The organism is Nocardia sp. CDC160 (assembly GCF_035818795.1).
Classification (GTDB): Bacteria; Actinomycetota; Actinomycetes; order Mycobacteriales; family Mycobacteriaceae; genus Nocardia.
Map to the genome: position 1 here is coordinate 1451859 of NZ_JAYKYT010000002.1, position 22806 is coordinate 1474664.

The 22806-nt window shown below is 67.9% G+C and carries 23 protein-coding genes; 11 read left to right on the forward strand and 12 right to left on the reverse strand.

Annotated elements, in window-relative coordinates; genetic code table 11:
* The first annotated feature begins 110 nt into the window (after positions 1–110).
* The 8 genes from VMT40_RS14260 (at position 111) to VMT40_RS14295 (ending at position 8048) form a co-directional block, all read left to right on the forward strand.
* Positions 111–1046 carry an SIS domain-containing protein gene (locus VMT40_RS14260; RefSeq protein ID WP_326358455.1) on the forward strand — a complete coding sequence of 312 codons (936 nt, stop codon included), beginning with the start codon at positions 111–113 and terminating at the stop codon, positions 1044–1046.
* 10 nt (positions 1047–1056) lie between these two features.
* Positions 1057–1998 (forward strand): ROK family protein, encoded by a 942-nt coding sequence (locus VMT40_RS14265; RefSeq protein ID WP_326358456.1) that lies wholly within the window; start codon positions 1057–1059, stop codon positions 1996–1998.
* Complete coding sequence (locus VMT40_RS14270) at positions 1995–3152, forward strand: N-acetylglucosamine-6-phosphate deacetylase (protein ID WP_326358457.1); 1158 nt, start codon at positions 1995–1997, stop codon at positions 3150–3152. The genes VMT40_RS14265 and VMT40_RS14270 overlap by 4 nt, the downstream gene beginning before the upstream one ends.
* A complete protein-coding gene (locus VMT40_RS14275; RefSeq protein ID WP_326358458.1) occupies positions 3149–4099 on the forward strand; it encodes a hexose kinase in 951 nt (316 codons plus the stop codon). Before VMT40_RS14270 ends, VMT40_RS14275 begins: the two co-directional genes overlap by 4 nt.
* Complete coding sequence (locus VMT40_RS14280; protein ID WP_326358459.1) at positions 4096–4926, forward strand: class II fructose-bisphosphate aldolase; 831 nt, start codon at positions 4096–4098, stop codon at positions 4924–4926. The genes VMT40_RS14275 and VMT40_RS14280 overlap by 4 nt, the downstream gene beginning before the upstream one ends.
* Positions 4927–5052: 126 nt before the next feature.
* Positions 5053–6705 (forward strand): sulfatase-like hydrolase/transferase, encoded by a 1653-nt coding sequence (locus VMT40_RS14285; protein WP_326358460.1) that lies wholly within the window; start codon positions 5053–5055, stop codon positions 6703–6705.
* Positions 6706–6724: 19 nt separating this feature from the next.
* A complete protein-coding gene (locus VMT40_RS14290) occupies positions 6725–7405 on the forward strand; it encodes an SDR family oxidoreductase (protein WP_326358461.1) in 681 nt (226 codons plus the stop codon).
* Between the two features lie 28 nt (positions 7406–7433).
* On the forward strand, positions 7434–8048 hold the full coding sequence (locus tag VMT40_RS14295; protein ID WP_326358462.1) for an NAD(P)H-binding protein: 615 nt from the start codon (positions 7434–7436) through the stop codon (positions 8046–8048).
* A gap of 32 nt (positions 8049–8080) precedes the next feature.
* Here the strand turns inward: VMT40_RS14295 and VMT40_RS14300 are convergent, their stop codons facing one another.
* From VMT40_RS14300 to VMT40_RS14315, 4 genes are all read right to left on the reverse strand, one after another.
* A complete protein-coding gene (locus VMT40_RS14300; RefSeq protein ID WP_326358463.1) occupies positions 8081–9544 on the reverse strand; it encodes a HEPN domain-containing protein in 1464 nt (487 codons plus the stop codon).
* Between the two features lie 433 nt (positions 9545–9977).
* Positions 9978–11171 (reverse strand): cytochrome P450 family protein, encoded by a 1194-nt coding sequence (locus VMT40_RS14305; protein WP_326358464.1) that lies wholly within the window; start codon positions 11169–11171, stop codon positions 9978–9980.
* A gap of 91 nt (positions 11172–11262) precedes the next feature.
* Complete coding sequence (locus VMT40_RS14310) at positions 11263–11994, reverse strand: DJ-1/PfpI family protein (RefSeq protein ID WP_326358465.1); 732 nt, start codon at positions 11992–11994, stop codon at positions 11263–11265.
* A 15-nt stretch (positions 11995–12009) separates the two neighbouring features.
* The gene (locus VMT40_RS14315; RefSeq protein ID WP_326358466.1) at positions 12010–12966 is read right to left on the reverse strand and encodes a GlxA family transcriptional regulator; all 957 of its coding nucleotides are present in this window, start codon (positions 12964–12966) and stop codon (positions 12010–12012) included.
* Between the two features lie 115 nt (positions 12967–13081).
* Here VMT40_RS14315 and VMT40_RS14320 point away from each other — a divergent pair, with 115 nt between their 5' ends.
* The 3 genes from VMT40_RS14320 to rplL are packed head-to-tail and all read left to right on the forward strand — an operon-like array spanning position 13082 to position 14279.
* On the forward strand, positions 13082–13465 hold the full coding sequence (locus VMT40_RS14320) for an acyl-CoA thioesterase (protein WP_326358467.1): 384 nt from the start codon (positions 13082–13084) through the stop codon (positions 13463–13465).
* Complete coding sequence (locus tag VMT40_RS14325) at positions 13465–13854, forward strand: acyl-CoA thioesterase (protein WP_326358468.1); 390 nt, start codon at positions 13465–13467, stop codon at positions 13852–13854. Before VMT40_RS14320 ends, VMT40_RS14325 begins: the two co-directional genes overlap by 1 nt.
* Positions 13855–13895: 41 nt before the next feature.
* Positions 13896–14279: a 50S ribosomal protein L7/L12 gene (gene rplL / locus VMT40_RS14330; RefSeq protein WP_326358469.1), complete on the forward strand. Its 384-nt coding sequence runs from the start codon at positions 13896–13898 to the stop codon at positions 14277–14279.
* Here rplL and VMT40_RS14335 read toward each other — a convergent pair.
* The 8 genes from VMT40_RS14335 to VMT40_RS14370 form a co-directional block, all read right to left on the reverse strand.
* Positions 14239–15603, reverse strand: a complete 1365-nt coding sequence (locus VMT40_RS14335; protein WP_326358470.1) for an MFS transporter — start codon at positions 15601–15603, stop codon at positions 14239–14241. The two genes, rplL and VMT40_RS14335, sit on opposite strands and share 41 nt — an antisense overlap.
* A 2-nt stretch (positions 15604–15605) precedes the next feature.
* Complete coding sequence (locus tag VMT40_RS14340) at positions 15606–16550, reverse strand: ketopantoate reductase family protein (RefSeq protein ID WP_326358471.1); 945 nt, start codon at positions 16548–16550, stop codon at positions 15606–15608.
* Complete coding sequence (locus VMT40_RS14345; RefSeq protein ID WP_326358472.1) at positions 16550–17860, reverse strand: 2-isopropylmalate synthase; 1311 nt, start codon at positions 17858–17860, stop codon at positions 16550–16552. Before VMT40_RS14345 ends, VMT40_RS14340 begins: the two co-directional genes overlap by 1 nt.
* 59 nt (positions 17861–17919) lie before the next feature.
* The gene (locus tag VMT40_RS14350) at positions 17920–19521 is read right to left on the reverse strand and encodes a solute symporter family protein (RefSeq protein WP_442789964.1); all 1602 of its coding nucleotides are present in this window, start codon (positions 19519–19521) and stop codon (positions 17920–17922) included.
* Positions 19518–19856: a DUF485 domain-containing protein gene (locus tag VMT40_RS14355; protein WP_326358474.1), complete on the reverse strand. Its 339-nt coding sequence runs from the start codon at positions 19854–19856 to the stop codon at positions 19518–19520. The genes VMT40_RS14350 and VMT40_RS14355 overlap by 4 nt, the downstream gene beginning before the upstream one ends.
* 88 nt (positions 19857–19944) lie before the next feature.
* The gene (locus tag VMT40_RS14360) at positions 19945–21645 is read right to left on the reverse strand and encodes a sodium/solute symporter (RefSeq protein WP_326358475.1); all 1701 of its coding nucleotides are present in this window, start codon (positions 21643–21645) and stop codon (positions 19945–19947) included.
* Positions 21645–22007, reverse strand: coding sequence for a hypothetical protein (locus tag VMT40_RS14365; RefSeq protein WP_326358476.1), 363 nt, complete (start codon positions 22005–22007; stop codon positions 21645–21647). The genes VMT40_RS14360 and VMT40_RS14365 overlap by 1 nt, the downstream gene beginning before the upstream one ends.
* Complete coding sequence (locus tag VMT40_RS14370; protein ID WP_326358477.1) at positions 22004–22801, reverse strand: LytR/AlgR family response regulator transcription factor; 798 nt, start codon at positions 22799–22801, stop codon at positions 22004–22006. Before VMT40_RS14370 ends, VMT40_RS14365 begins: the two co-directional genes overlap by 4 nt.
* Between the last annotated feature and the right edge of the window lie 5 nt (positions 22802–22806).

A 22806-nucleotide genomic window follows, 5' to 3' on the forward strand; every position in this document is an offset into this window, starting at 1 on the left:
ATCGTCTGAATCTAACGTGAAGACTGCTCGAATGTGATCGTTTGGACTGTAAAATTGACATGAACGATCACTGGGTCGATCCTGGGTGGGTGCCGCCCGATGCGAACCGAATGTCTTCCCCGGCGAAGCGAATCTCCGCCCCCGCAACCCATCTGGCCCCCACCACCCATCTCGCCACAGAGGTGGCCACCCAGCCCGACGACTGGGCCCGCGCCGCCCGCACCGCCACCGCCCACCGGGACCTGTTGCCCGCGCCGGGGGAACGGGTGGCCGTGATCGGCTGCGGCACCTCGCTGTTCATGGCCCGGGCCTTCGCGGCGTTGCGCGAGTCGGCGGGGCAGGGGCTGACCGACGCCTGGCCCGCGAGCGCCGTGCCCGGCGGCCGCGAGTACGACCGATTCCTGGTGATCTGCCGCTCCGGCACCACCACGGAGGTGCTGACCGCCATCTCCGCACTGCCCGAGGCCATTCCGCGCACCGTGATCAGCTCCAGTCCCGGCACCCCGGCCCTGACGCTGGCCGAGCCGATTCTCATCGACGAGGTGGACGAGCGCTCGGTGGTGCAAACCCGGTTTGCCACCACGACGCTGGCCCTGCTGCGCTGGCACCTCGGCGAGGATCTGAGCCCCGTGATCGCGCAGGCCCGCGACGTGCTCGCCGAGACCGAGACCGCGGCGCTGGCGAATCTGCGGCAGGCCGAGCAGATCGCCTTCGTGGGAATGGGATTCGCCGCCGCCCTCGCCGACGAGGCGGCGCTCAAGCTGCGCGAATCCTGTCGCTCCTGGACCGATTCCTACCTGGCCACCGAGTACCGTCACGGACCGATCAGCCTGGCGGGGCCGGGCCGGGCGGTGTGGGCCTTCGGTCCGGTGATTCCGGGTCTGGCCGACGAGATCCAGGGCACCGGAGCACATTTCGAGCATCGCGCAATCGACCCAATGGCCGAGCTGGTGCGGGTGCACCGACTGTGCCTGTTGCGGGCCGCCGACCTGGGATTGGATCCGGATCGCCCGCGCAATCTGAGCCGTTCGGTCATATTGGGCTGATGGGTGTCCCGTGTTAGCCGACGCAGCAACGGATCTGGTGCTCGCCGTGGATGTCGGCGGCGGCACCACGAAGGGCGAGATCACCGACGCCGACGGAATGGTGTTGTGCACGAGCACCATCGAGACACCGTACGGTGAATCCGCGTTCGACGCGATCGAAGCACTGGGCATCGAGCTGCTCGACGGACTCCCGGCGGAGCAACGCGGGCGAGTGAGCCGGGCCGCGGTCATCCTGCCGGGCCTGGTCGACCCCGAACGGTCCATCGCGGTGTTCAGCGCCAATCTCGGGTGGCGGAATGTGAAGGTGGGCAGCCGTTTCGCCAATCGCTGGGGCATGCCCGTCCTGATCGATCACGATGTGACCGTCGCGGGCTGGGCCGAGTGGCGTTTCGGTGCGGGCCGTGGGGTCGACGATGTGTGCGTGCTGATCATCGGGACCGGCATCAGCGGCACGCTGTCGGTGGGCGGACGCTTGGTGCGCGCCTCCTCCGGCCAGGTCGGCCTTGCCCAGGCCGGGGAGTACGGCCACATTCCCGTGCGGTATCGCGATGGATTGCCTTGCCCCTGTGGCAATGTCGGCTGTGTCGAGACCGTGGCATCCGGCCCGGCCATCGCACGCGCGTACGCGGCCCGAACCGGTCGTGAAATCCCCGGGGCCGATGTGGTTTTCGCCGCCATGGACACCGACCCGCGGGCGCGGGCGGTCGTGGACGACGCCGTCGACGCCTTGGCCGCGGGGCTGCTCGGCGTCGTTCACGCCAGCTGCCCGGAGCTGGTCGTCCTCGGCGGCGGCCTGGCCCGGGCGGGCACGGTGCTCTCCGAGGCCCTGCACGCCCGCCTCGGCGAGCTACTGCGGGTCGCTCCGGTCCCCCGGGTCGTGTTGGGCGAGTTCGGTATTCGCGCGGGTCTGATCGGCGCGGCCCACCTGGCCCGGGCGGGATCGCTGCTATGAACGGTAGGCGCGGACTCGAGCTACGCGGCCGGGTGATCACCCGGGCCGGTGTCCTGGACGACGCCGTAGTCACCGTGCAGGGCGAACGCGTCGCCGCGGTGCGACCGGCCGCCGAATGGGCCACCACCCATCGCGAACTGCCGCCCGAGTACGTGGGCACGGTGATACCGGGGCTGGTGGACATTCACACCCACGGCGGCTTCGGTCATCGATTCGACACCGTGGATCCCACGGAGGCCCGCGCCGCCGCGGCCTTCCACCACCGGCACGGGTCCACCACCGTCCTCGCCAGTATCGTCACGGCCGCGCCGGACGCCATGGTGGCGCAGGCTCGAACGCTCAGCCCTCTGGTCTCCGACGGCGTGATCGCGGGAATACACGTCGAGGGCCCGTTCCTGTCGCACATCCGCTGTGGCGCACATGATCTCGACCATCTGATCGATCCCGATCCGACCCTCATCGACCGTCTCCTGCGCGCCGCCGACGGGCGGCTGCGGATCATGACCTTGGCGCCGGAACGCGCGGGATTCGACACCGCCGCCAAACAACTCGCCGATGCCGGAGTCGTGGTGGCGCTCGGCCACAGTGATGCGAGCTTCGCCCGCTTCCGCTCGGCCCTGGGCCCCGACGGTTGCGCCACCCTGGTCACCCACCTGGCCAATGGCATGCCGCCCCTGCACCATCGCGCACCCGGGCCGGTGGCGGCGGGCCTGGTGGCGGCGGCGCACCGGCACGCCTTCGTGGAACTCATCGGCGATGGCGTGCACGTCGATTCCGGTTTCGGCGCACTGGTTTTCGCCGCCGCGCCCGGTCGGGTCGTCTTGGTCACCGACGCCATGCAGGCGGCCGGAATGCCGGACGGCCAGTATCAACTTGGCCCGCGGCCCATCACCGTCAGCGAGGGCGTGGCCCGCGCGCCCGGCGGCTCGCTCGCGGGCGGCACCTCGACTCTGCTTCAGGGCTTGCGCTGGGCGGTTCGAGAGTGCGGTGTTCCTTTGGCGGAGGCGGTCTCCGCCGTCACCGCCACCCCCGCCGAGGCGGCCGGTTTGTCCGAGGTCGGGGACCTGCGCCCGGGCCTGTACGCCGATGCGGTCGTCCTCGACGAAGACCTCGAGCTGCGCCGCGTACTGCGTCGAGGACGGTGGCTGGCGTGATCCTCACCGTGACCATGAATCCCGCCTACGACATGACCTATCGGCTGGAGCGGCTCGAACGTGGTCGCGCCCAGCGGGTGCTGTCGGTCGAGCAGCGGCTGGGCGGCAAGGGGATCAATGTCACCCGTGTGCTGCGTCAGCTCGGCAGCTCCACCTGCGCAACGGGATTCGCCGACCACACCTTCGCCGCCGCGGCCTCGGACGAATTCCCCGCCGACTTCGTACCGGCTCTGCCGTGGGTGCGCCGGACGGTGGTGGTCAGCGAATCCCGCGACGGCACCGCCACCGGGCTTTGGGAGCCCGGCGCGTATGTCCATGAGCTGCACGCCGTGGACCGGCTTCGGGACCGAATTCAATTCCTGCTTCCTGAACTTCACGGCCTGGTGGTCGCGGGCTCGCTGCCGGGCGGGGTGGACGACAACGTCCCGGCCGACCTGGCGCGGGTCGCCGTCGCGGCGGGTGTCCCCACTGTCTGCGATGTGGATGGGCCAGCGTTGAAGGTGGCCGCCACCGTCCCGGGCATTGTGCTCATGCCCAATCAGGATGAGCTCGAACGTCTTACCGGTGTCGTCGCCGAGCGCCCCGAGGCCGTCGTGACCGCCACCCGCCCACTGCTCGACGCGGGCGTTCGCGCCGTGATCGCCACCCGTGGCGCGGCGGGCATGGTGGCGGTGACCGTTGCGGGAGCCTGGTCGGCGGAACTGCGGGAGCCGTTGGCGGGCAATCCGACCGGTGCGGGTGACGCCGCCACCGCCGCCGTGATCCGCGCCCTCGCCGCCGACCACGAACCGGATTGGCCCGCCGTGCTGACCGATGCCGTGGCGACTTCCGCGGCGGCCGTGGTCATTCCGGTGGCGGGCGAGATCGACCTGACCCTGCGCGACCGCCTCACCCCGACCGTCCGCGTCACCCGTCTGGACGCGCCAGCCGCGGAGCCGCCTCAGTGACGCTGTGCCCGATCCCCGACCTACTCGCTGCCGCCCGCCCCGGCGGTTTGGGTGCGTTCAATGTCATCGCCTTGGAACACGCCGAGGCCATAGTCGCGGCCGCCGAGTCGACGAACCGCCCTGCTGTACTTCAAATTTCGGAGAACACAGTCCACTATCACGGGAGTTTGAAGCCCCTGGCCCGCGCCTGTCTCCAACTGGCGGCCGACAGTCGAGCCCTGCTCGCAGTCCACCTGGACCATGCGACGTCCCACGAATTGATCTCCGAGGCAATGAAACTCGGCATCACCTCGGTCATGTACGACGGCTCCGCCCTCGACTACGTCGCCAATGTCGAGGCCACCGCCGCCATTACCGCCCAATGCCACGAACACGGCGTCCACGTCGAGGCCGAGCTCGGCGCGATCGGCGGTAAGGACGGCGCGCACACCCCGGGCGTCCGCACCGATCCCGACGAGGCGGTGGCCTTCGTATCCGCCACCGGCGTCGACGCGCTCGCCGTGGCCGTCGGCTCCTCCCATGCCATGCACACCCGAGACGCCCACCTCGACACCGACCTCATCGCCCGCCTGTCCGCCAAACTCCCCGTCCCCCTGGTCCTGCACGGCTCCTCGGGCGTCCCCGACTCCGGCCTGCAAGCGGCGATCCGTCACGGCATGGCCAAGATCAATATCGCCACCCGGCTGAATATCGCGCTCACCCAATCGATCCGATCGACCCTCGCCGATCGCCCCGAACTCTCCGATCCCCGCCGCTACCTGGGGCCGGGACGCGACGGCGTCCGCCGCGAGGTCGAGCATTGCCTCGAGGTTCTCGCACTGCGGTGATCAGGGAATCCGCACGGCGGATATCCCCCGCTCGGGGGATGGCGTGTCCCACGTCCGCGTGATGATCGCGCGTCCGGGTGGGCCTACGCTGCCGGGTGCAAGCCCATTCCGGCGGAGGAGGACCAGTTGTTCGGCAGGCGCGGATTTCTGACGGGGGCGGCCGCGTCGGTCGGTGCCGCCGTGGCGGCCACCGGGGCCGGACCGGTGGCGAGGGCACGCGCGGACGTGGATCCGTCGCGGCCGAACATTCTCGTTGTCATCGTCGATGAAATGCGCGCCCCGGTGTGGTTCCCGGATCAGCCGACCCTGGACCAGTTGCTGCCCAATCTGGCCCGCATTCGCCACGGCAGCGTGTCCTTCGAACAGCACTACACCGCCGCGAACGACTGCACGGCCTCGCGCGGCGCGCTCGTCACCGGGCTCTACAGCCACCAGACCGGGTGCATGGTCGTCTCGGAATCCACGCTCTCCCCACGCTTTCCGACCTGGGGTTCGATGCTGCGCGAGCACGGGTACGAGACGACCTGGTGGGGCAAGTGGCATCTGGGCCACTACCCGGACCGCACCCCGGGGGCGCTGGAGGCCTACGGTTTCGGGGGCGGCACCTACCCGTCCCCGAACGGCGCTCCGGGCCAAGGGCTGCAGGCGGATCCGAAGATCGTCGATGATTTCGTCGACTGGTTCGACCACGATTCCGGCGGCTCGCCGTGGTGCACCACGGTGTCCCTGGTGAACCCGCACGACATCCAGTACTGGCCGCGCTGGACCCGCCGCGATCAGGCCAACCTCAGTATTCCGCAGTGGGTGGATCAGCTACCGGGGAATTTCGAATCGCTGGAACAGCTTTCGGCCAAGCCGCGACTACAAATGGCCCTGGTCCAGGCCTCGGTCATCGCCTTCGGCCTGGCGCCGTACGGCACGCCGGAGGCCATGCGGGCCTGGATCGACATGCGCAATCTGTACCTGTGGCTGCAGCAGCAGGTCGATATTCAGATCGGCCGGGTGCTCGACACGCTGTACTCCCGCCCGGATGTCGCGGCCAATACCGTCATCGTCTTCACCTCCGACCACGGCGATTACGCCGGTTCGCACGGCCTGCACGGCAAGGGCGGCGGCGCATACGACGAGGCGGTGCGGGTGCCGCTCTATGTCCACGACCCGCGCGGATACCTGAGCCCCATCGATTCCGTCAGCGCCCGAACGCAACTCACCTCGAGTGTCGATCTCGCACCGCTGCTGCTGACCATTGCCACCGGTGGCGCGGACTGGCGAGCGGAGGACCGCTACGAGCATCTGCGGTCCCGACTGGATCTGGCGGCCCTGTGCCGCAATGGCTCCGCCGCCGGTCGGCCCTTCATCGCGCACACCACCGACGAGTCGACCATCGAAGAGGCCGCGATCATGTTCGACCACAATGCCCCCGGGCATGTGGCCATGGTGCGCACGGCCGACGCCAAATTCGCCTCGTACTCCAAGTGGGTGGACGGCCGCATCCAGATCGACGCCGGTGCCGAGCAGGAGTTCGAGCTCTACGACTACTCCACCGACAACGGTCGACTCGAGCTCGACAACCAGGCCGGGACCGGAAACCCCTTGCGCGCCAGCATGGAACAGCTGCTGGCCCGGGCCATCGACACCGAGATCCAACAGCCGCTGCCCGCCTACCTGAAGGACGCCCAGGAGCAGGGCTTCGACGATTATCTGCAATCGAGCCGCAGCATTGCCACCCGCGCCGAGCGCCTGGGTGGATTCCTGGAGGACTTCCTCACGCCGCGCTGACCGTGCAAGATCAACTGTCATGAGCGATATCGCGCTGGTGACGGGCGGCAATCGTGGACTCGGGCGGGAGGTCTGTAGGCAGTTGAGTCAGCGCGGATACACCGTGCTGCTCACTGCCCGGTCCGAGGACGCCGCACGAGACGCGGCGCAGGCGGTCGGCGCGGTGCCGCTGCGGCTCGATGTCACCGACCCCGCGAGCATTGCGGCCGCGGCCCAGCAGGTCGAGCAGACGTACGGCCGCCTCGATGTCCTGATCAACAGTGCCGCAATCACTTACGACACCTGGCAGCGCGCCGCAACCGCGGACCTCGCCGTAGTCCATGAGGCAGCCGAAACCAATCTCTACGGCCCCTGGCGCATGGTCCAGGCCCTCCTGCCCCTACTCCGCAAGAGCGCACACCCTCGCATCGTGAACGTCTCCAGCGAGGCGGCCTCCCTCGCCAGCATGGGTGCCGGAACCCCCGCCTACAACACCACCAAGGTCGCCCTGAACGCCTTGACCCGCATGCTCGCCGCCGAACTACGCCCCGACCACATCCTGGTCAACTCCATCTGCCCCGGCTGGGTCGCCACCGACATGGGCGGCCCCGGCGGCCGCCCCGTCTCCGAGGGCGCGGCCGGAATCGTCTGGGCCGCAACCCTCCCCGACAACGGCCCCACCGGCGGCTTCTTCCGCGACGGCCACCCCCTCCCCTGGTAGCGAATCACCCAGCAACACAGGAGCTCCCATGAAGTACCTGGTCATCGGCGGCACCGGCCGCACCGGCACCCACGCCGTCACCCAACTCCGCAACCTCGGCCACGAGGTCCTCATCGGCACCCGCCACCCCCGCGACGAACACAGCCTCGCGATCGACCTGGCGACGCCCCTCGAGCCCCAGATCTTCGCGGACATCGACGGCATTATCGTCTCGGTGGAGCCGCCGACCGACGATGCGGGGGCCGACGCCGTCATGCACCAGGGCGTAGCCCGCCTCGCCGAACTCGCTGCCGCCCAAAAGATTCCGGTCATCCTCGTCTCGCAGATCTACATCACCCGCGCCGACGAGCACCCCGACATGGCAGGCATCATCCGCGCCCGCGCCGCCGGTGAACAGTCCCTCCGCACCAGCGGCGCCCCCTACGCCATCGTCCGCCCCAGCTGGCTGACCAACGCCCCCGCCACCGGCGCCCGCCTCGAACAGGGCGACCACGGCGACGGCCAAATCAGCCGAGAAACGGTAGCCCAAGCCGCAGTAGCCGCCCTCCTCCACCCCGAATCCCACAACAAAACCTTCGAACTCTACGACGCCCCAATCCCCCTCGACTGGCCCACCGCCTTCACCGCCCTAACCCCCGACTAACTCCCCCCACCACCCGACGGGCAGCCGGACATCTACAGCGGAGGTTCTGGCATCTCCTTTATCTGATTGACTGCCTCGCAATGCAACAACAATCCCTGTAGCCGGGGGTGGTTGCGCAGCGCATCAACCATCTTCTCGGACGGCACGCCGAGTTCGGCAAGCACGACGAGGTAGGTTACGAGGTTTACGGACTTCGCAATCGCCAATAACTGCAGACTGTCCTGGATAAACCGGCGTCTCCGTGTGCCGCCGTGCGCCACATGGTTTCGCGCCCAAACTGCCCAATCTGCCCAATTGTTTACGTCAAGATCTATTAGCGCTAGCACCTCATTGGGGAGTCTGCCGTGCAACGCTTTGAGCCTCGCGTTCAGCTCAACCTGACCACTATTGCGGAGGCACCAGGTGTCAAAACCCTCTGCTGCGGCAAGCACCTGGCTAACGTACTGCTCGACGAACTGCGGCGAGTAGCCGCAATGACCTATCACCATACTCCAGGCGAAAGCCGCCTGGCGACCTTCGGTAAGACTCTTTCGAGTGCTTAGAAACGAATCAAGGGTAACGTCGCCGAAAGTGAAGACAATGGCTGCGGGCAAGTGAGTTTCGTGCGGCGCCGCCGGCTCCCCGATCAGGGAGAGCAAAGACAGCTGGTCACCGTTGGTAGCCTCAAGCCAGATCGCCTCAACATCACACGTGCTGAATGTCGCCAAACGGATCAGGTCGAGAACCGCCGCCATGCTGTCGACGAAGGCGGCTGCGCTCCCGGCGGCCTCGTCCTGCAGACGGATGCTCACATTCGCCCCAAGCTGTAGCTCAATTGCCCGACCCCGGCGCAGATTCCTTGTCATCATGTCGAGCTTGAGTTCCGGAAATGCCTCAGTGGCTTCGCTGACCCACGGTCGCGTTGCATGAGTGTTGACAGAGTATCTGGCACCATCAATGTCCGCGATGGCGTACTCAGCGTGATATCCGCCGATCACCGGCAGGATGTAGGGCATGAGCTGAGTACCGTTGACTAGGCGTTCTCCTGGATTCTCAACACCCGCGATTTTCGCCCACTGCGGTGGGCAGAAGCGCCTGTCGTTGGTGAGGTAATACAGCTCATCCGGTTCCAGCGTCGCTTCTATGAAGGCGGGATCTTGAGGGCTGCCGATGTGAGCACCGACGCACACCCACGTCGATGACCAGAACTCCTCGCGCACCTCGCCCGAGATACCAGCGGTGTAGCTCCCGCGCTGCGCATCCCAGATAGAGAGTTTCTTACCGGAATCAGACTCGCCGAAAATGGTGCCCGATCGCACGTCTCCAACGATTTGCGTGGCGTAAACCCCGTTGCCCTCTGGACTGGGCTGGTAGTCAGGTCCCGGCGAGAAGCCCCCGATCAATTCGAGCGTGGCGCCGTCTGACGGCTCCCAGGTGAGGATGCCTGGCACTCGCTCGTCAGGCGCCTCAGGCAGATAAAACCACCCTCGGATACGTTGCGGCTCACACTGTCTCATGCGGTGAGGATAATGTTGCTAGCCGCGTGCCGGTCGAGGACGGCACAGTTTCTTAGTCTGCTGAGGGCGACATCCTCATGCCGCATCGTGCTGAGGGTTACGATTTGAGCGACCACGACAGGCGGCAGGCGGGATGTGCGCATCGGCGGTCGGCCTCAAACCAACACTGCTCGTTGCAGTAGACGGGGCTGCCGAGACACCTTCAGGCCCTGCTCCTGACTCCGCTCCGCATCGAGTGGCTTTGCACCAACTGCGGAGAACGACTTGAATGACGGACATGTAGCGTGCCAAGAACGTCCACTTCTGCCGCTGGCGGCGCGGCTCGAACCGGACAGCGGGGCGGGGTGAAAGATCAAGTGGCGGCACCAGTTTGAGGTCGGCCGAACGTCCCGCGACAAATATCCGGAGCTCGGTTCGAGGCCCCGAGTATTGGTTAGTTGCGTAGGTGCACCGGGAGGGTTTTCAGGCCGTGGATTACGGCGTTGGGGTACCAGTGGAGGTGGGAATCGGGTACGGCGAGTTCGATGTTTGGGAAGCGTTGTAGGAGGGCGGTGAAGGCGATTTGGGATTCGAGGCGGGCTAGGGGGGCGCCTACGCAGTAGTGGAGGCCGTGGCCGAAGGCCAGGTGGGCGGTGTGGTTGGCGGAGGGGTTCAGGGTGTGGGGGGTGGGGAAGTGGCGGGGGTCGCGATTTGCGGCGGCCAGGGCTACCAGGACGATCTCGCCTGCGGGAATGACGGTGTTGCCCACGGTGATTGGCTCGGTGGTGAAGCGGAAGGTGGCCATGTTCACGGGCCCGTCGTAGCGGAGGAATTCCTCGACGGCGGCGGGGATGAGGGTTGGGTCGGCGCAGAGGCGGTCGAGCCAGGGGCGGTTGCGGAGGAGGGCTAGGGTGCCGTTGCCGATGAGGTTGACCGTTGTTTCGTGGCCCGCGACGAGCAGCAGCAGGGCCGTGCCGATTAGTTCGCCCTCGTCGAGGCGGGCGTCCGCGTCGGTGACCAGTGCCGAGAGCATGTCCTCGCCCGGATCGATTCGCTTGCGCTGCAGCATCTTCCGCAGGAACGACACCATCTCGGCATGCGCCTTGAAGCGGTCGGTGTCGGGGTCCAGAGTGCCGACCAGCGCCTTGGTCCACTCACGGAAGGTGGCGCGGTCTTCGATGTCCACGTCGAGCAGGTGGCAGATGACCGTCACCGGGAGCGGAACCGCGAAGGCCTGCAGCAGATCCACCTCGTCGTGCTCGGCCATGGCGTCCAGGAGCTCGTGCGCGGTGGATTCGATGACCGGGCGCAGGGCGGCCACCCGGCGCGCGGTGAACGCCTGGGAGACCGCCTTGCGCAGCCGGGTGTGGGTGGGCGGATCGGCATTGAGCATGTGCCGCAGGCCGTCATGGGTGCGCGGGCGCACCCACTTGCCGTCGTACTTGCGGTCGATCGCGGCCTCGAGACCGTCGATGTCCTTGCACAGCCGCGGATCCGCCAGCGCCGCCCGGGCCTCCTCGTAGCCGAGAATGAGCCAGCGCTCGACGCCGTCGCCGAAGTGCACCCGGCGCACCGGACCTTCCTCGCGCCAATGCCGGTAGTACGCATGGGGATTGGCGAAGAATCGATCGTCGAGCAGGTCGGCCACCCTTTCGACGGTACGGGAATCAGTGCCGGTCGGGTACGGGAATACGGTGCCGGTCGGGTACGGGAATACGGTGCCGGTCGGGTGCGGGAATTCAGTGCCGGGCGGCGGCGCGATCGCGGATGCGATTCAGGGTCAGTCGCCAGAAGGTGGTGGCCAGATCGACCGGGATGCGCGGCTTGGCGGCCCGCTTGGTCATATCGAGCCGGGCCTTGCGCATGAGCTCGGGCGACGCCTTGTCCGGATGTCCGGTGTCGAAGGGCGGATGCGGATCGTATTCGATGCCCAGCTGGGTCATTTCGGCGAACTCCCGGCCCGCGATCTCCCCCACCAGCCACAGCCCGAGGTCGATGCCCGCGGAAACCCCTGCGGCGGTAACGATCTTGCCGCTGCGCACAATCCGGTCGTGCGGCCGCGACTCGGCCCCGAAGGCGGCCAGCGCGGGCTGGGCGGCCCAGTGCGTGGTGGCCGGATGCCCGCGCAGAATATCGGCGGCGGCCAGGATCAGCGCGCCCGAACACACCGACGTGGTCCACTGCGTGCCCGGATGCACCGCCCGCAGCCACTCGATCAACTCCCCATTGGCCATGGCGTCGGTGGTGGACGCCTCCGACCCGCCCACCAGCACCAGATCCGGCGCGGGCGTCTCGGCGAAGGTGTGGGTCGCCCCCAGCGCCAGCACCCCACTGTCGGACACGACCGGGCCGACTTCATTGGAGACGAACCGCAATTCGCTGTCAGGCAGCGACCGCAGCACCTCGTAGGGTCCGATCGCGTCCAACACGGTCATGCCCGGGTAGAACACGATGGCGATCTGGAATGTCATGGGACAGTCCCCCTTTCAAAATTTCGTGAACCGGGCGCGGTATTCGCCCGGCGGTATTCCCAAATGCCGGTGGAAGATTCGATAGAGCGTCTCGGGACAGCCCAGCCCGACGGCCGTGGCCACCCGATCCAGGGGCTGATCGGTGGTCTCGAGCATGCGCCGCGCGGCGGCGATGCGGACCTGTTCGACATAGCGGGCGGGCGTGGTGCCGGTCTCGTGCGCGAAGACCCGGGAGAAGTGCCGGGTGCTCATCCCCACCTGCGCCGCCAAGGCGGGCAGCGACAGGTTGGCCTCCAGGTTCTCCTCCATCCAGACCTGCAGCGCCCGCAGGGAATCGCGCTTCGGCGGGTTGGCGGCCAGCGGCGCGCTGAACTGACTCTGTCCACCGGGTCGATGCAGATACACGACCATCCAGCGCGCCACCTCGCGCGCCAGATCCGGACCGTGATCGGCGGCCACGATGGCCAGGGCCAGATCGATGCCCGCGGTCACCCCGGCCGAGGTCCACATCGGCCCGTCGCGCACATAGATCCGGTCGGGTTCGGTGGTGACGGCCGGGAACTGCTGGGCCAGCAGCTCACCCCCGGCCCAGTGGGTGGTGACCCGGCGGCCGTCGAGCAGCCCGGCCTTGGCCAACAGGAAGGTGCCCGAGCAGACCGAACCCACCCGGGTCGCGTCACCGGCCATGCGCGCCAGGCCGTCCACCAACGCGGTGTTGTCGGCCGCGGCGAAGACGCTCAGCCCGCCGACCACCAGCAGCGTGTCGACCGGTTCGTCCCAGCTGTCGAGCCCGTGGCTGGCGGTCACCTCGATCCCGCACGAGGACCGCACCGGCCCGGCCTGCGCCGCGGCCAACTCCACCCGGTAGCCCGGCGTCGCGCCCAGCACCGCGGCACCACTGAAAACATCCGCCGGACCGGCCAGATCCGTCAGTTGGAAGCCGTCGAAGACGACGATCAGCACCACCCGCATACCGTCCAGCCTGCTGCCCGGACCCCATGGCGTCAACGACACGACTCTTGCAGATTCAGCCATGGCGGCGGTGGCCGAACGGTTGCGGTAAGCGCGCGCTTGATATGAATGCCGGGTGGCTCGACACCTTTTCCACTGTCCGCTGCGGTGGTCCGATATGGACGCCGACGGGCATGTGCACAATGCGGCGCACCTGCGCTACCTGGAGGAATCCCGGATCGACCTGTTCTGGACGCGCGGCTTCGGCGGGTCCAATGTGGTCGCGCAGATGGACATCGACTATCTGACGCCGCTGCGCTATCGGGCCGAGCCGGTGCGGGTGGAGACCTGGGTGACCAAGATCGGCACCTCGTCGTTCGCGCTGCAGCAGGAGATCCGGGACGAGGATGTCGTCTACTCGACGGCCGTGTGCACCATGGTCGCCTTCGATCCGGAGACCCAGCGCTCGCGTCCGTTGCCCGAGGACCAGCGGGTCCTGTTGAAGGATCTGGAGCCCTGATGCACACCTATGAGATCCAGTTGCGCCGCACCGATATCGACGCGCAGCAGCACGTGAACAATGTGGTCTTCGCGCAGTTCCTGGACGAGGCCCGCTCGGATCTGCTGGATCGACACGAGTCCCCTGCGGCCCCTTGGCACGTGGTGGTCGCGGGTCAGCGCCTGTCCTACCGATTGCCGCTGCTGTTCCGCGATACTCCGGTGCGCGTCACCTCGATCGTGGAGCGCATCGGCACCACCTCGTTCACCCTCGCGCACGAGGTGCGTGATCATGAAAACCTGTATCTCGCCGCGACTTCCACCCTGGTCGCCATCGACGGCGGCGCGCCACGCCCGCTCACCGATAGCGAGCGCGAATATTTAATGACCTTGGCCGCCCCGCGCGCTTAGAATTGATGGCATCGCCTGGTCAGCGTCGCAAGGGGTACATCATGGCCAAGATGACCGTCGTCGAATTGCTCGACGTATTCAAAGGTATGACGCTGCTGGAGCTTTCGGAGTTCCTCAAGGCGTTCGAGGAGGAGTTCGGCGTCACCGCCGCCGCGCCGGTGGCCGTCCAGGCGGCGACCGACGCACCCGCGGTGGAGACCGTCGAGGAACAGGACGAATTCGATCTGATCCTGGAATCCTTCGGGGACAAGAAGATTCAGGTCATCAAGGCCATGCGGGAGATCATCCCGGGCCTCGGCCTCAAGGAGGCCAAGGATCTGGTCGAGGCGGCGCCCAAGGCCGTCCTGGAGAAGGTCGACAAGGACGCCGCCGAGGCGGCCCGCATCAAACTCGAGGCCGCCGGAGCCCGCGCCGCACTGCGGTGAGCACGCCCGCGAACGCGGTGGCGATCAACAGCATCGGCCACAGCAGTTCGTGGGAGAAGCTCATGCCGCCGAGCACCGCCACCGCGATCACCATGCCGGACTGGCGGCTGGTATTGAGCAACCCCGCGGCGGTCCCCGCGACCGCCGCGGGGCTCGAGTGCATGGCCGCGGCGCTCAAGCTGGACGCGAGAATGCCTGCGGCATAACCGATCAACGCCGTCGGTGCCATGGCCGCGATCAGATTGCCGCCGACCGAGCCGAACGCGGCGGCCAGCGCCCCAACGAGGCCCAGACTCGCCGCGGCCAGAATGGCGCGATCACGCCGGGCCGGGGTGATGGTCAAGGCGGTCACATTGCCGAGGAACCAGGCGATGGCGCACACCAGCAGCACATAGCCGGTGCGCTCGGCGCTCAGACCGTGCTTCTGCTGCAGGAACAGCGCGAGCACCAGCAGTGACCCGTAGGACGCGAACTGATAGCAGCCCCCGGCCAACGCCACCATGAGATAGGGCCGATTGCGGGAAAGCTCCGGCGGGACAGTCGGATTCGCCGATCCCAGTTCGATGCGCAGCAGTCCGGCCGCGGCGAGCACCCCGATCACGCCCACCACGATCAGCCACCCGACGGGCCACGCGCCGTGCCTGCTCTCGATCAGGGTGGCGGCCACCGCGGTGAGCACCACGCATAACAGCAGCTGCGACATCGGATTCACCCTGCGCCGCACCGCTTCCGGGGCATCGGAGAACCGGTGCAGCATCCACAGCGCGCCCAGGCACACCGGCACATTGACCGCGAACATCCACCGCCAGCCCAGATGCCCGGTGACCAATCCGCTCAGCACCGGCGAGGACGCGATGCCGACCCCGCCGACCACACCCCACGCGCCGATCATGCGGGCGCGGCGCTTCACGTCGGGAATGCCCTTGCCCAGAATCGCGAGGGTCATCGGCAGCGCGAAACTCGCTGCGGCACCTTGCAATACGCGGGCACCGATGAATTCCGGCCCGGTGGTCGCCACGGCACACAGCGCCGAGGCCACCAGGAACACCAGGAGCGCGACCTTGTAGACGCGAGCCGCGCCGAAGCGATCACCGGCCGCCCCGGACACCATCAGGAAGACGCAGAGCGGAATGGTGTAGCCGTCCAGGAACCACTGCCCGGCTCCCGCCGACGCGTGCAGTTCGCCGGTCACGGTCGGCAGGGCGACATTGACCGCCGACGCGTCGAACGCCACCAGGAAATTGCCGATGCTGACGGCGATCACACCGGCCAAACCCAGCTGGGTGGTCGTGCCAACGCCGTCCGTGGTCCGCAGTTCGGTCACTCTCACGGTCCTTCCGATCGCCGGGCCGCCAACTCCCCCGGCAATTGCGAGGCGTAGATGGTCCGGTGAATGGGCGTGGGCACCCCGGCCGCGCGACCGAAGCGCAGCACCGCGCCATTCTGGTACTCCAGTTCCGACGGGCGTCCCGCCGCCAGATCGCGCTGCATGGACGACGTGGTGTCGGAACTGAATCCGCGATAGACGCCCATCATCTGATCCACGTCGGCCTCGGTCAGCGCGATCCCCCGCGCCTGGGCCACCGCCAGCACCTCCAGCATCGCGTCCCGCACCAGCTCCGCCGTGGCGGGTTCGGCGCGGGTGACACCGACCGGCTGCCGCGCCAGCGCGCCCACACCGCCGTAGGACGAGATGAGCATGAGCTTGCGCCACAGCGTGGCCTGAATGTCGGCCGACCGCGTCACCGCGATCCCCGCGTCCGACAGCGCCGCCGCGACCCCGTCGAAGCGACCGCCCGCGGGTTCGAATTCCGGTGCCAGCGCCCCGATTTCGACCGTGGCGTGGGCGCCAAGGCAGCGCACCGCCCACGGCCCGACCCGCTGCGCGATCACCACGCACGTGCAGCCGAGAATCGATGCCGCGCCGAGGGTTTCGGCCAGATCCGTCCCGGCCTCCACGCCGTTCTGCACCGGCAGCACCACGGTGCCGGGTCCCACCAGCGGAGCGATGGTTTTGGCGGCCGCGGCCACCTGCCACGCCTTGACGGCCACCACGACCAGATCGGCGGCCTCGGCGTCCACCGGCACGTCCGCGACGGCCCGCACCCCGGGCACCGAGAAGGTCTGCGCCCCAACCTCGAGCACCAGCGGCTCGGCCGCGGCCGCGACGGTGTCCGCCCGGCCGACGACCGTGACCCGATGCCCGGCGCGGGCGAGCATGGCCGCGAAGTACAGCCCCATCCCGCCCGCGCCGAAGACCGTGACGTTCATCAGGCCACTGCGGCTTCCACGCTGATGTCCGTCTCGTCGCTCCGCGAGTCCTGCGCGTCGCTCAACCGCGGTGAGAATTCTCGATCTCGTAGAGCTTCCAGAGCGAAGTGCTGAACTTCGTCCAGCCGGACCATATCCCGGTAAAAGTCCTCGATATTCTCGACCAGTTCATTGAATTCCCCCTGCTTACGCTCGAAGAGTTCATCCATGTGCGCCGCCAGTCGCCGGTACACGTCGTTGACGTAGTCGTCGTCGGCCAGCACCCGCGGATCCATGCCCCGCTCGGCGAGAATCTGGCGAATGTAGGTGGGGAACAGGCCGATTCGATTCAGGAAGTAGTCCACCGGCCGGGCCACGCCCAGATAGTCGGGGACATTGACGATGCCCGCGTTCTCATTGCGCACCAGGAAGCCGCTGACCGGACGGTACGGACTCGGCGCGGTCAGGAAGACCACCTCCGACAGCCGCGCCGCCTCGCTGAGCTTCTCGATATCGAGCGCACCGTCGGTGACGGAGATGTTGTTGTCCTCGAAGGTGGCCGCGATGGATTCGATCTCGGCCAGCCCGGCCCGGTTGCCGACACCGGCGACACCGCCCTCGACCATCTGGAAACCATGGAACACCGAGGTCAGCGAGTTCGCGGTGCCGAGCCCGCGGTCATTGTGGCCGTGCAGGTAGAAGGTGAAATCCGGGTTGTCGTGCACCAGGTTCGCCGCCAGCACCGCGGTCGCGTCGGGCACCAGCGTCCCGACCGAGTCATTGATGCGGATCAGCGAAATGCCCTGTTGGCGGCAGCGATCGATCTGTCGGTTCAGGTGCTCGTACTTGTCCTCGTCGACGGTGATCGAGAACGCGTTGAGCAGGCTCGAGCGCAGCTTGCGCACGCCGATCGCATGCAGGCGCTCCACGACCCGCTCGAAAAGCTTTTTGTCCGAGTCGATTTCGATCATTCCAATGCTGACGTAGATCTCGCTCAGGTACTCCGGCGGCAGTTCCTTGGCCAGCTGCTCGGTGAGCGGCTCCCAGGTCTTGAGCGTGAGATTGAACGAGAACTGCGCGGCCTCGGGAATCCGGCCGACCAGGAATTTGTCGTCCAGCACCGAGCGCACGAAGGCCGGTTCGGTAATCCCCGAGCCCACATCGATATCGGTGACGCCGGCATTGGTGACCGCCTCGATGAGCGCGAGCTTGCCCTTGTCGCCCGCACCGTACGGGGCGCGCTCACAGCCCTCGCGAATGGTCTCGTCGGAGATCGCCTTGATGGAAAAGTTCTGGTACCGCGGCTGGTGGCCGACGGGGAAGGTCAACACTGGGGTTCTCCTCGTGATCGATCTGATGAAACGGTCGGAAGGTCGACGAATCGGGAAAGTCAGTGGGCGACGGCTTGTTCCGCGCCGAGGCCGGTGAGCGCGCGCACCTCCATTTCGGCGAACTTGTCCGCGTCGCGTTCGCCGGACAGCACCGTGGCCAGCGCGCCCAGCACGAACGAGGCCGGGATGGACACCAGGCCGGGATTCTGCAGCGGGAACCAGTCGAAATTCGCATGCGGGAACATGGCCTTCGCATTGCCGGAGACGGCGGGCGAGAACACGATGAGCACCACCGAGATCCCCAGTCCGCCATAGATGCTCCAGAGCGCGCCGCGGGTGTTGAACCGACTCCAGTACAGCGAGTACAGGATGGTCGGCAGGTTCGCCGAGGCCGCCACCGCGAAGGCCAGCGCCACCAGGAAGGCCACGTTCTGGTTCTTGGCCAGGATGCCGCCGACAATGGCGATCACACCGATCACGATCGAGGTGATCCGGGCGACGCGGACTTCGGCGTCCTTGTCCTCGATCCGGTCGCGCTTGATGACATTGGCGTAGATGTCATGGGCGAAGGACGCCGAGGCGGTGATGGTCAAACCGGCGACCACCGCGAGGATGGTGGCGAACGCGACCGCCGAGACAATGCCCAGCAGCACCGGCCCGCCCAACTCCTGCGCCAGCAGCGGCGCGGCGGCGTTCTCCTTGCCGGGGGCCGCGACGATCCGCGCCGGACCGACCAGCGCGCCCGCGCCGTAACCGATGACGAGGATGAACAGGTAGCACGCGCCGATCAGGCCGATGGCCCAAACCACCGAGCGGCGCGCCTCCTTCGCGGTCGGCACGGTGTAGAAGCGCATGAGCACGTGCGGCATGCCCGCGGTGCCGAGCACCAGCGCCAAACCCAGCGACAGGAAGTCGAGCTTGGACGTGCCGCTCACGCCGTACTTTCCGCCGGGAGCGAGTAGCCGCTCGCCGTTCGGCCCGCCCTCCTCGACCGCGCCCTGTAGCAGGCTCGAGAAGTTGAATCCGTATTTGGCCAGCACCCAGGCGGCCATGCCCGCGGCCGCCGTAATGAGTAGGACGGCCTTGATGATCTGCACCCAGGTGGTGCCCTTCATTCCGCCGACCAGGACGTAGACGATCATGACGACGCCCACCGCCGAGATGACCACCGCCTGCCCGGCGTCGCCGGAGATGCCCAGCAGCAGCGACACCAGAATGCCCGCGCCCGCCATCTGCGCGAGCAGATAGAACAGGCTCACCGTCAGGGTCGAGGTGGCCGCCGCCGCGCGCACCGGACGCTGCCGCATACGGAAGGCCAGCACGTCGCCGAGCGTGTATTTGCCGGTGTTGCGCAGCAATTCGGCGACCAGCAGCAGCGCCACCAGCCAGGCGACCAGGAATCCGATGGAGTACAGGAAGCCGTCGTAGCCGTAGATGGCGATCGATCCCGTAATGCCCAGGAAGGTGGCGGCCGAGAGGTAGTCGCCCGCGATGGCGACGCCGTTCTGGCGGCCGGTGAAGGCCTGCCCGCCGGTGTAATAGTCCGAGGCCGTGCGGGATCCGCGTCCGGACCGGAACACCACCACCAGGGTGACGGCGACGAACGCCACGAAGATGCCGATATTGAGGGGCACATTGCCGCCCTGCAGACCGGAGTTCACCACCGGCCTCCCTCGGCGTCGTCACGAATCCGGTCCGCGAGCGGATCCAGACCGCGGTGCGCGAAGCGCAGATACAGCCCGGTAATGGCGAAGGTCGACACGAACTGCAGCAGCCCGAACACCAGACCGACGGTGATATTGCCCGCCAGCTTCACCGACATGAACCCGTGCGCGTAATCGCCGAGCACGACGTAGAGCACGTACCAGCCGAGGAAGAGCGCGGTGACGGGAAAGACGAAGCCGCGCAGGCTGCGTCGCAAGAGATTGAATTCGGGGCTGGTGTGCACGCGGGTCCATTGCTCGGTGCCGATCAGCTCCCGGTCGGTGCTCGTCACTCAACCTCCTTGGTGCGAGCGGGAATTCGATGACACGAATCACGCTAGGAAGCGGAGCGGCGCAGCGGAATCGCCGTGCGGCGAAGCGTCAGCGTCTGCGACGAACGGTCCGAGAACGACCGCTCGTCCGCGACGAACGGTCGTTCTCGTCCACGTGCAGACGCAGCATGGCCGACAGCGCCCAGGGTGTCGGACGCCCGCGCAGCGAGACCACCGTCATGGTCAGGAAGGCGGCCGGAACCGACAGTGGCGCAGGCTGATTCGCGAGCACGGCAGCCCAGCCGGAGAGGTTCGGCACGCCGACGGTGACGCCGATGGCGGTCGAGGAGACCAACAGTCCCACCAGGATTCCGGCCAAGGCGCCGAACGCCGTCAGCCGCGACCACCAGATGCTCAACACCAGCAGCGGTGAGAACGTGGACGCCGCGACGGTGAACGCCCAGGTCACCAGAATCCCGGCATCCAGCCGAGCGGCGGGCAGCGACAGCAGCAGCACCGCGGCCGCCGACCCCAGCACCGACAGCCGCAGCCGTCCCAGCCCGCCCGCGCCCAGATCGTGGGAGATCGCGCTGGCACCGGCCAGCAGCAGGCCCAGCGAACTGGTCATAATGGCCGCGAAACAGCCCGCCGTGAGCAGCCCGGTGAACAGCGTTCCCTGCCAACCCGAATCGACCTGCGACGGCAGGGCCACGACCACGGTGTCGGTGTCGCCGGACAGGTACAACTGCGGGACCAGCACCCCGCCCAGCGCACCGTAGATGGCCGGGAACAGGTAGAAGAGGCCGATGAGCGGAATGGTCAGCGCGGCCGTGCGGCGCGCGGCGCGACCGTCCGGGCTGGTGTGGAAACGCATGATCATGTGCGGCAGGCCCATGGTGCCGAGCGCGGTCGCGAACAGCACCGCCAACGTGCTGAACAGCGGGTAGCCATGGTGCCCGATATCGAACAGCGGTCGCTGCCAGGCTGTTCCGCCCGGCGGCTCCAGCGCGCCCACGCGCGGGGTCGGCGTGCCAGCCGGGAAGATCACCCGTTGGCCGCCGTGGAAGCTGTGGGTGCCCGGGGCGAGCAGTTCACCGTCCACCCGCACGGGCGCGGCGGTCTCGACGGTCACGCGGTCCCGAAACACCAGGGTGGTCTCGCGCGGGAATCGGTCGAATTCCACCGGATGCAGGGCCTGCGTGCGCACCGCCGCGCCGACGGCGACCACCAGCCAGATCGCCGGAATCGCGAAAAGCACCATCTTGAGCACGAATTGGAAGGCCTGCACATACGTCGCCGCCCGCATGCCACCCAAGGCAAGGGTGATGCTGACCGCCCCGGCGGCCAGCACGATCCCCACCCAGTAGGGCACCGGGCTCACCACGCTCAGCACCAGTCCGGCAGCCCGGAACTGCGGCACCAGGTACAGCGTGCTGATCACCAGCACCACCACCGCCGAAAGCCGCCGCAGCCCGGCCGATCCCAGCCGTGCCTCGGCGAAGTCCGGCACCGTCAGCGCCCCCGAACGCCGCATGGGCGCGGCCACCAGCACCAGCATGGTCACGTACCCCGCGGCGAATCCGACCAGGTACCACAGTGATCCGACGCCGTCCTTGACCATCAGCCCCGCGGCGCCCACGAACGAACCCGCCGACAGGTACTCCCCGGCCACCGCGGACGAGTTGACCAGCGGCGAGGTCCGCCGCGACGCCACCAGAAAATCGGACGTGGTCCGTACCGCCGCCACTCCCCGCAACCCCACCAGCAGCGTTGCCGCCATGATCCCCGCGGCGGCGAGCAGGCCGACCATCAATCGGGCCCCGCTCCCCCATCACCTTCCGCACGCTCCGCGCGCCGCAGATGCCACCCGCCCAACGCCGCCAGCGCCGGATAGGGTGCGAGCCACAACACCAGCCACGACACCGGAATGTCCAGCGCCCGAACCCGATCCAAGTCCGGATAGACACTGAGCAGCACCGGGATACCGAACACGAGCACGCACAGCAGCAGCAGAGTCGGCACCGCCCGCCGCCGCTGGCCCCGGTAACTGCGCAGGGCCCGTTCGAGATCGGTGACCGGCGGCGGTATCGGGCGCAGCGCCGGGCGGCGGTGACGGCGGGCCTGGGCCAGGCGGGTCTGCGGGCTCATGACGGTGGCCCGGCGCGCGCTCATCGCCGACCGCCCGACCTGCCGTGTCCGCCCGAGGCACTGCGACGCGCCGCGCTCAGCAGCCGCTCCCGCAGATCCCGGGCGTGCCGCCGACTGACGGGCACATCGCCCAGGTCGGTGTGGGCGCGCAGGCCGCTGGCCGAGTCGGTGCGCAGCTCCCGAATGGCGTCGAGGGCCACCAGATAGCCGCGATGGGTGCGCACGAATCCGGCGCTCCCCCAGTACTCCTCGAGCCGGGACAGGGACATGCGGACCAGATGCGCGCCGGAGGCGGTGTGCAGCCGCACGTAATCGCCCTGGGCCTCCACGAATCCCACGTCGTCGCGATGGACGTAGCGGGTGCGCCCGGCACTCTCGACGGGCAGCGCGGCCATGGCATCGGCCAGATCCTGCGATACCGCGGCGGGCGCGGCCTCCGGCAGCATCCGCATCACCTTGCTCAAGGCCATGGAAAGCCGTTCCACGCGAACCGGTTTGAGCACATAGTCGACCGCGCCGATGCCGTAGGCGGTCGCGGCGTGGCTGTCGTGGGCGGTGACGAACACGATCACCGGCGGCTCACTCAGCCGCGCCAGCAGGTTCGCCAGCTCCAGGCCGTCCAGCCCGGACATGGAGATGTCGAGGAAGACGGCGTCGAAGTGCTCGCCCTGCAGGCGTTTCAGGGCGGCCAGCGAGTCACCGGCCAAGGCGACCTCCGCCACCTCGGGGGCCTCGCGCAGCAGCCGGGCCAGATCGTCGAGGGCGGAGGGCACGTCATCGACCGCCAGCACACGCAGGCGGCGCTCGGTTCTACTCATGACTC

What these genes read in the sequence shown, in the direction of transcription:
- VMT40_RS14290 (WP_326358461.1), top strand. Translation starts at nt 6,725, where the DNA reads ATGAGCGATATCGCGCTGGTGACGGGCGGCAATCGTGGACTCGGGCGG.
- VMT40_RS14295 (WP_326358462.1), top strand. Translation starts at nt 7,434, where the DNA reads ATGAAGTACCTGGTCATCGGCGGCACCGGCCGCACCGGCACCCACGCC.
- VMT40_RS14260 (WP_326358455.1), top strand. Translation starts at nt 111, where the DNA reads ATGTCTTCCCCGGCGAAGCGAATCTCCGCCCCCGCAACCCATCTGGCC.
- rplL (WP_326358469.1), top strand. Translation starts at nt 13,896, where the DNA reads ATGGCCAAGATGACCGTCGTCGAATTGCTCGACGTATTCAAAGGTATG.
- VMT40_RS14270 (WP_326358457.1), top strand. Translation starts at nt 1,995, where the DNA reads ATGAACGGTAGGCGCGGACTCGAGCTACGCGGCCGGGTGATCACCCGG.
- VMT40_RS14370 (WP_326358477.1), bottom strand. Translation starts at nt 22,801, where the DNA reads ATGAGTAGAACCGAGCGCCGCCTGCGTGTGCTGGCGGTCGATGACGTG.
- VMT40_RS14315 (WP_326358466.1), bottom strand. Translation starts at nt 12,966, where the DNA reads ATGCGGGTGGTGCTGATCGTCGTCTTCGACGGCTTCCAACTGACGGAT.
- VMT40_RS14365 (WP_326358476.1), bottom strand. Translation starts at nt 22,007, where the DNA reads ATGAGCGCGCGCCGGGCCACCGTCATGAGCCCGCAGACCCGCCTGGCC.
- VMT40_RS14300 (WP_326358463.1), bottom strand. Translation starts at nt 9,544, where the DNA reads ATGAGACAGTGTGAGCCGCAACGTATCCGAGGGTGGTTTTATCTGCCT.
- VMT40_RS14360 (WP_326358475.1), bottom strand. Translation starts at nt 21,645, where the DNA reads ATGGTCGGCCTGCTCGCCGCCGCGGGGATCATGGCGGCAACGCTGCTG.
- VMT40_RS14340 (WP_326358471.1), bottom strand. Translation starts at nt 16,550, where the DNA reads ATGAACGTCACGGTCTTCGGCGCGGGCGGGATGGGGCTGTACTTCGCG.
- VMT40_RS14310 (WP_326358465.1), bottom strand. Translation starts at nt 11,994, where the DNA reads ATGACATTCCAGATCGCCATCGTGTTCTACCCGGGCATGACCGTGTTG.
- VMT40_RS14325 (WP_326358468.1), top strand. Translation starts at nt 13,465, where the DNA reads ATGCACACCTATGAGATCCAGTTGCGCCGCACCGATATCGACGCGCAG.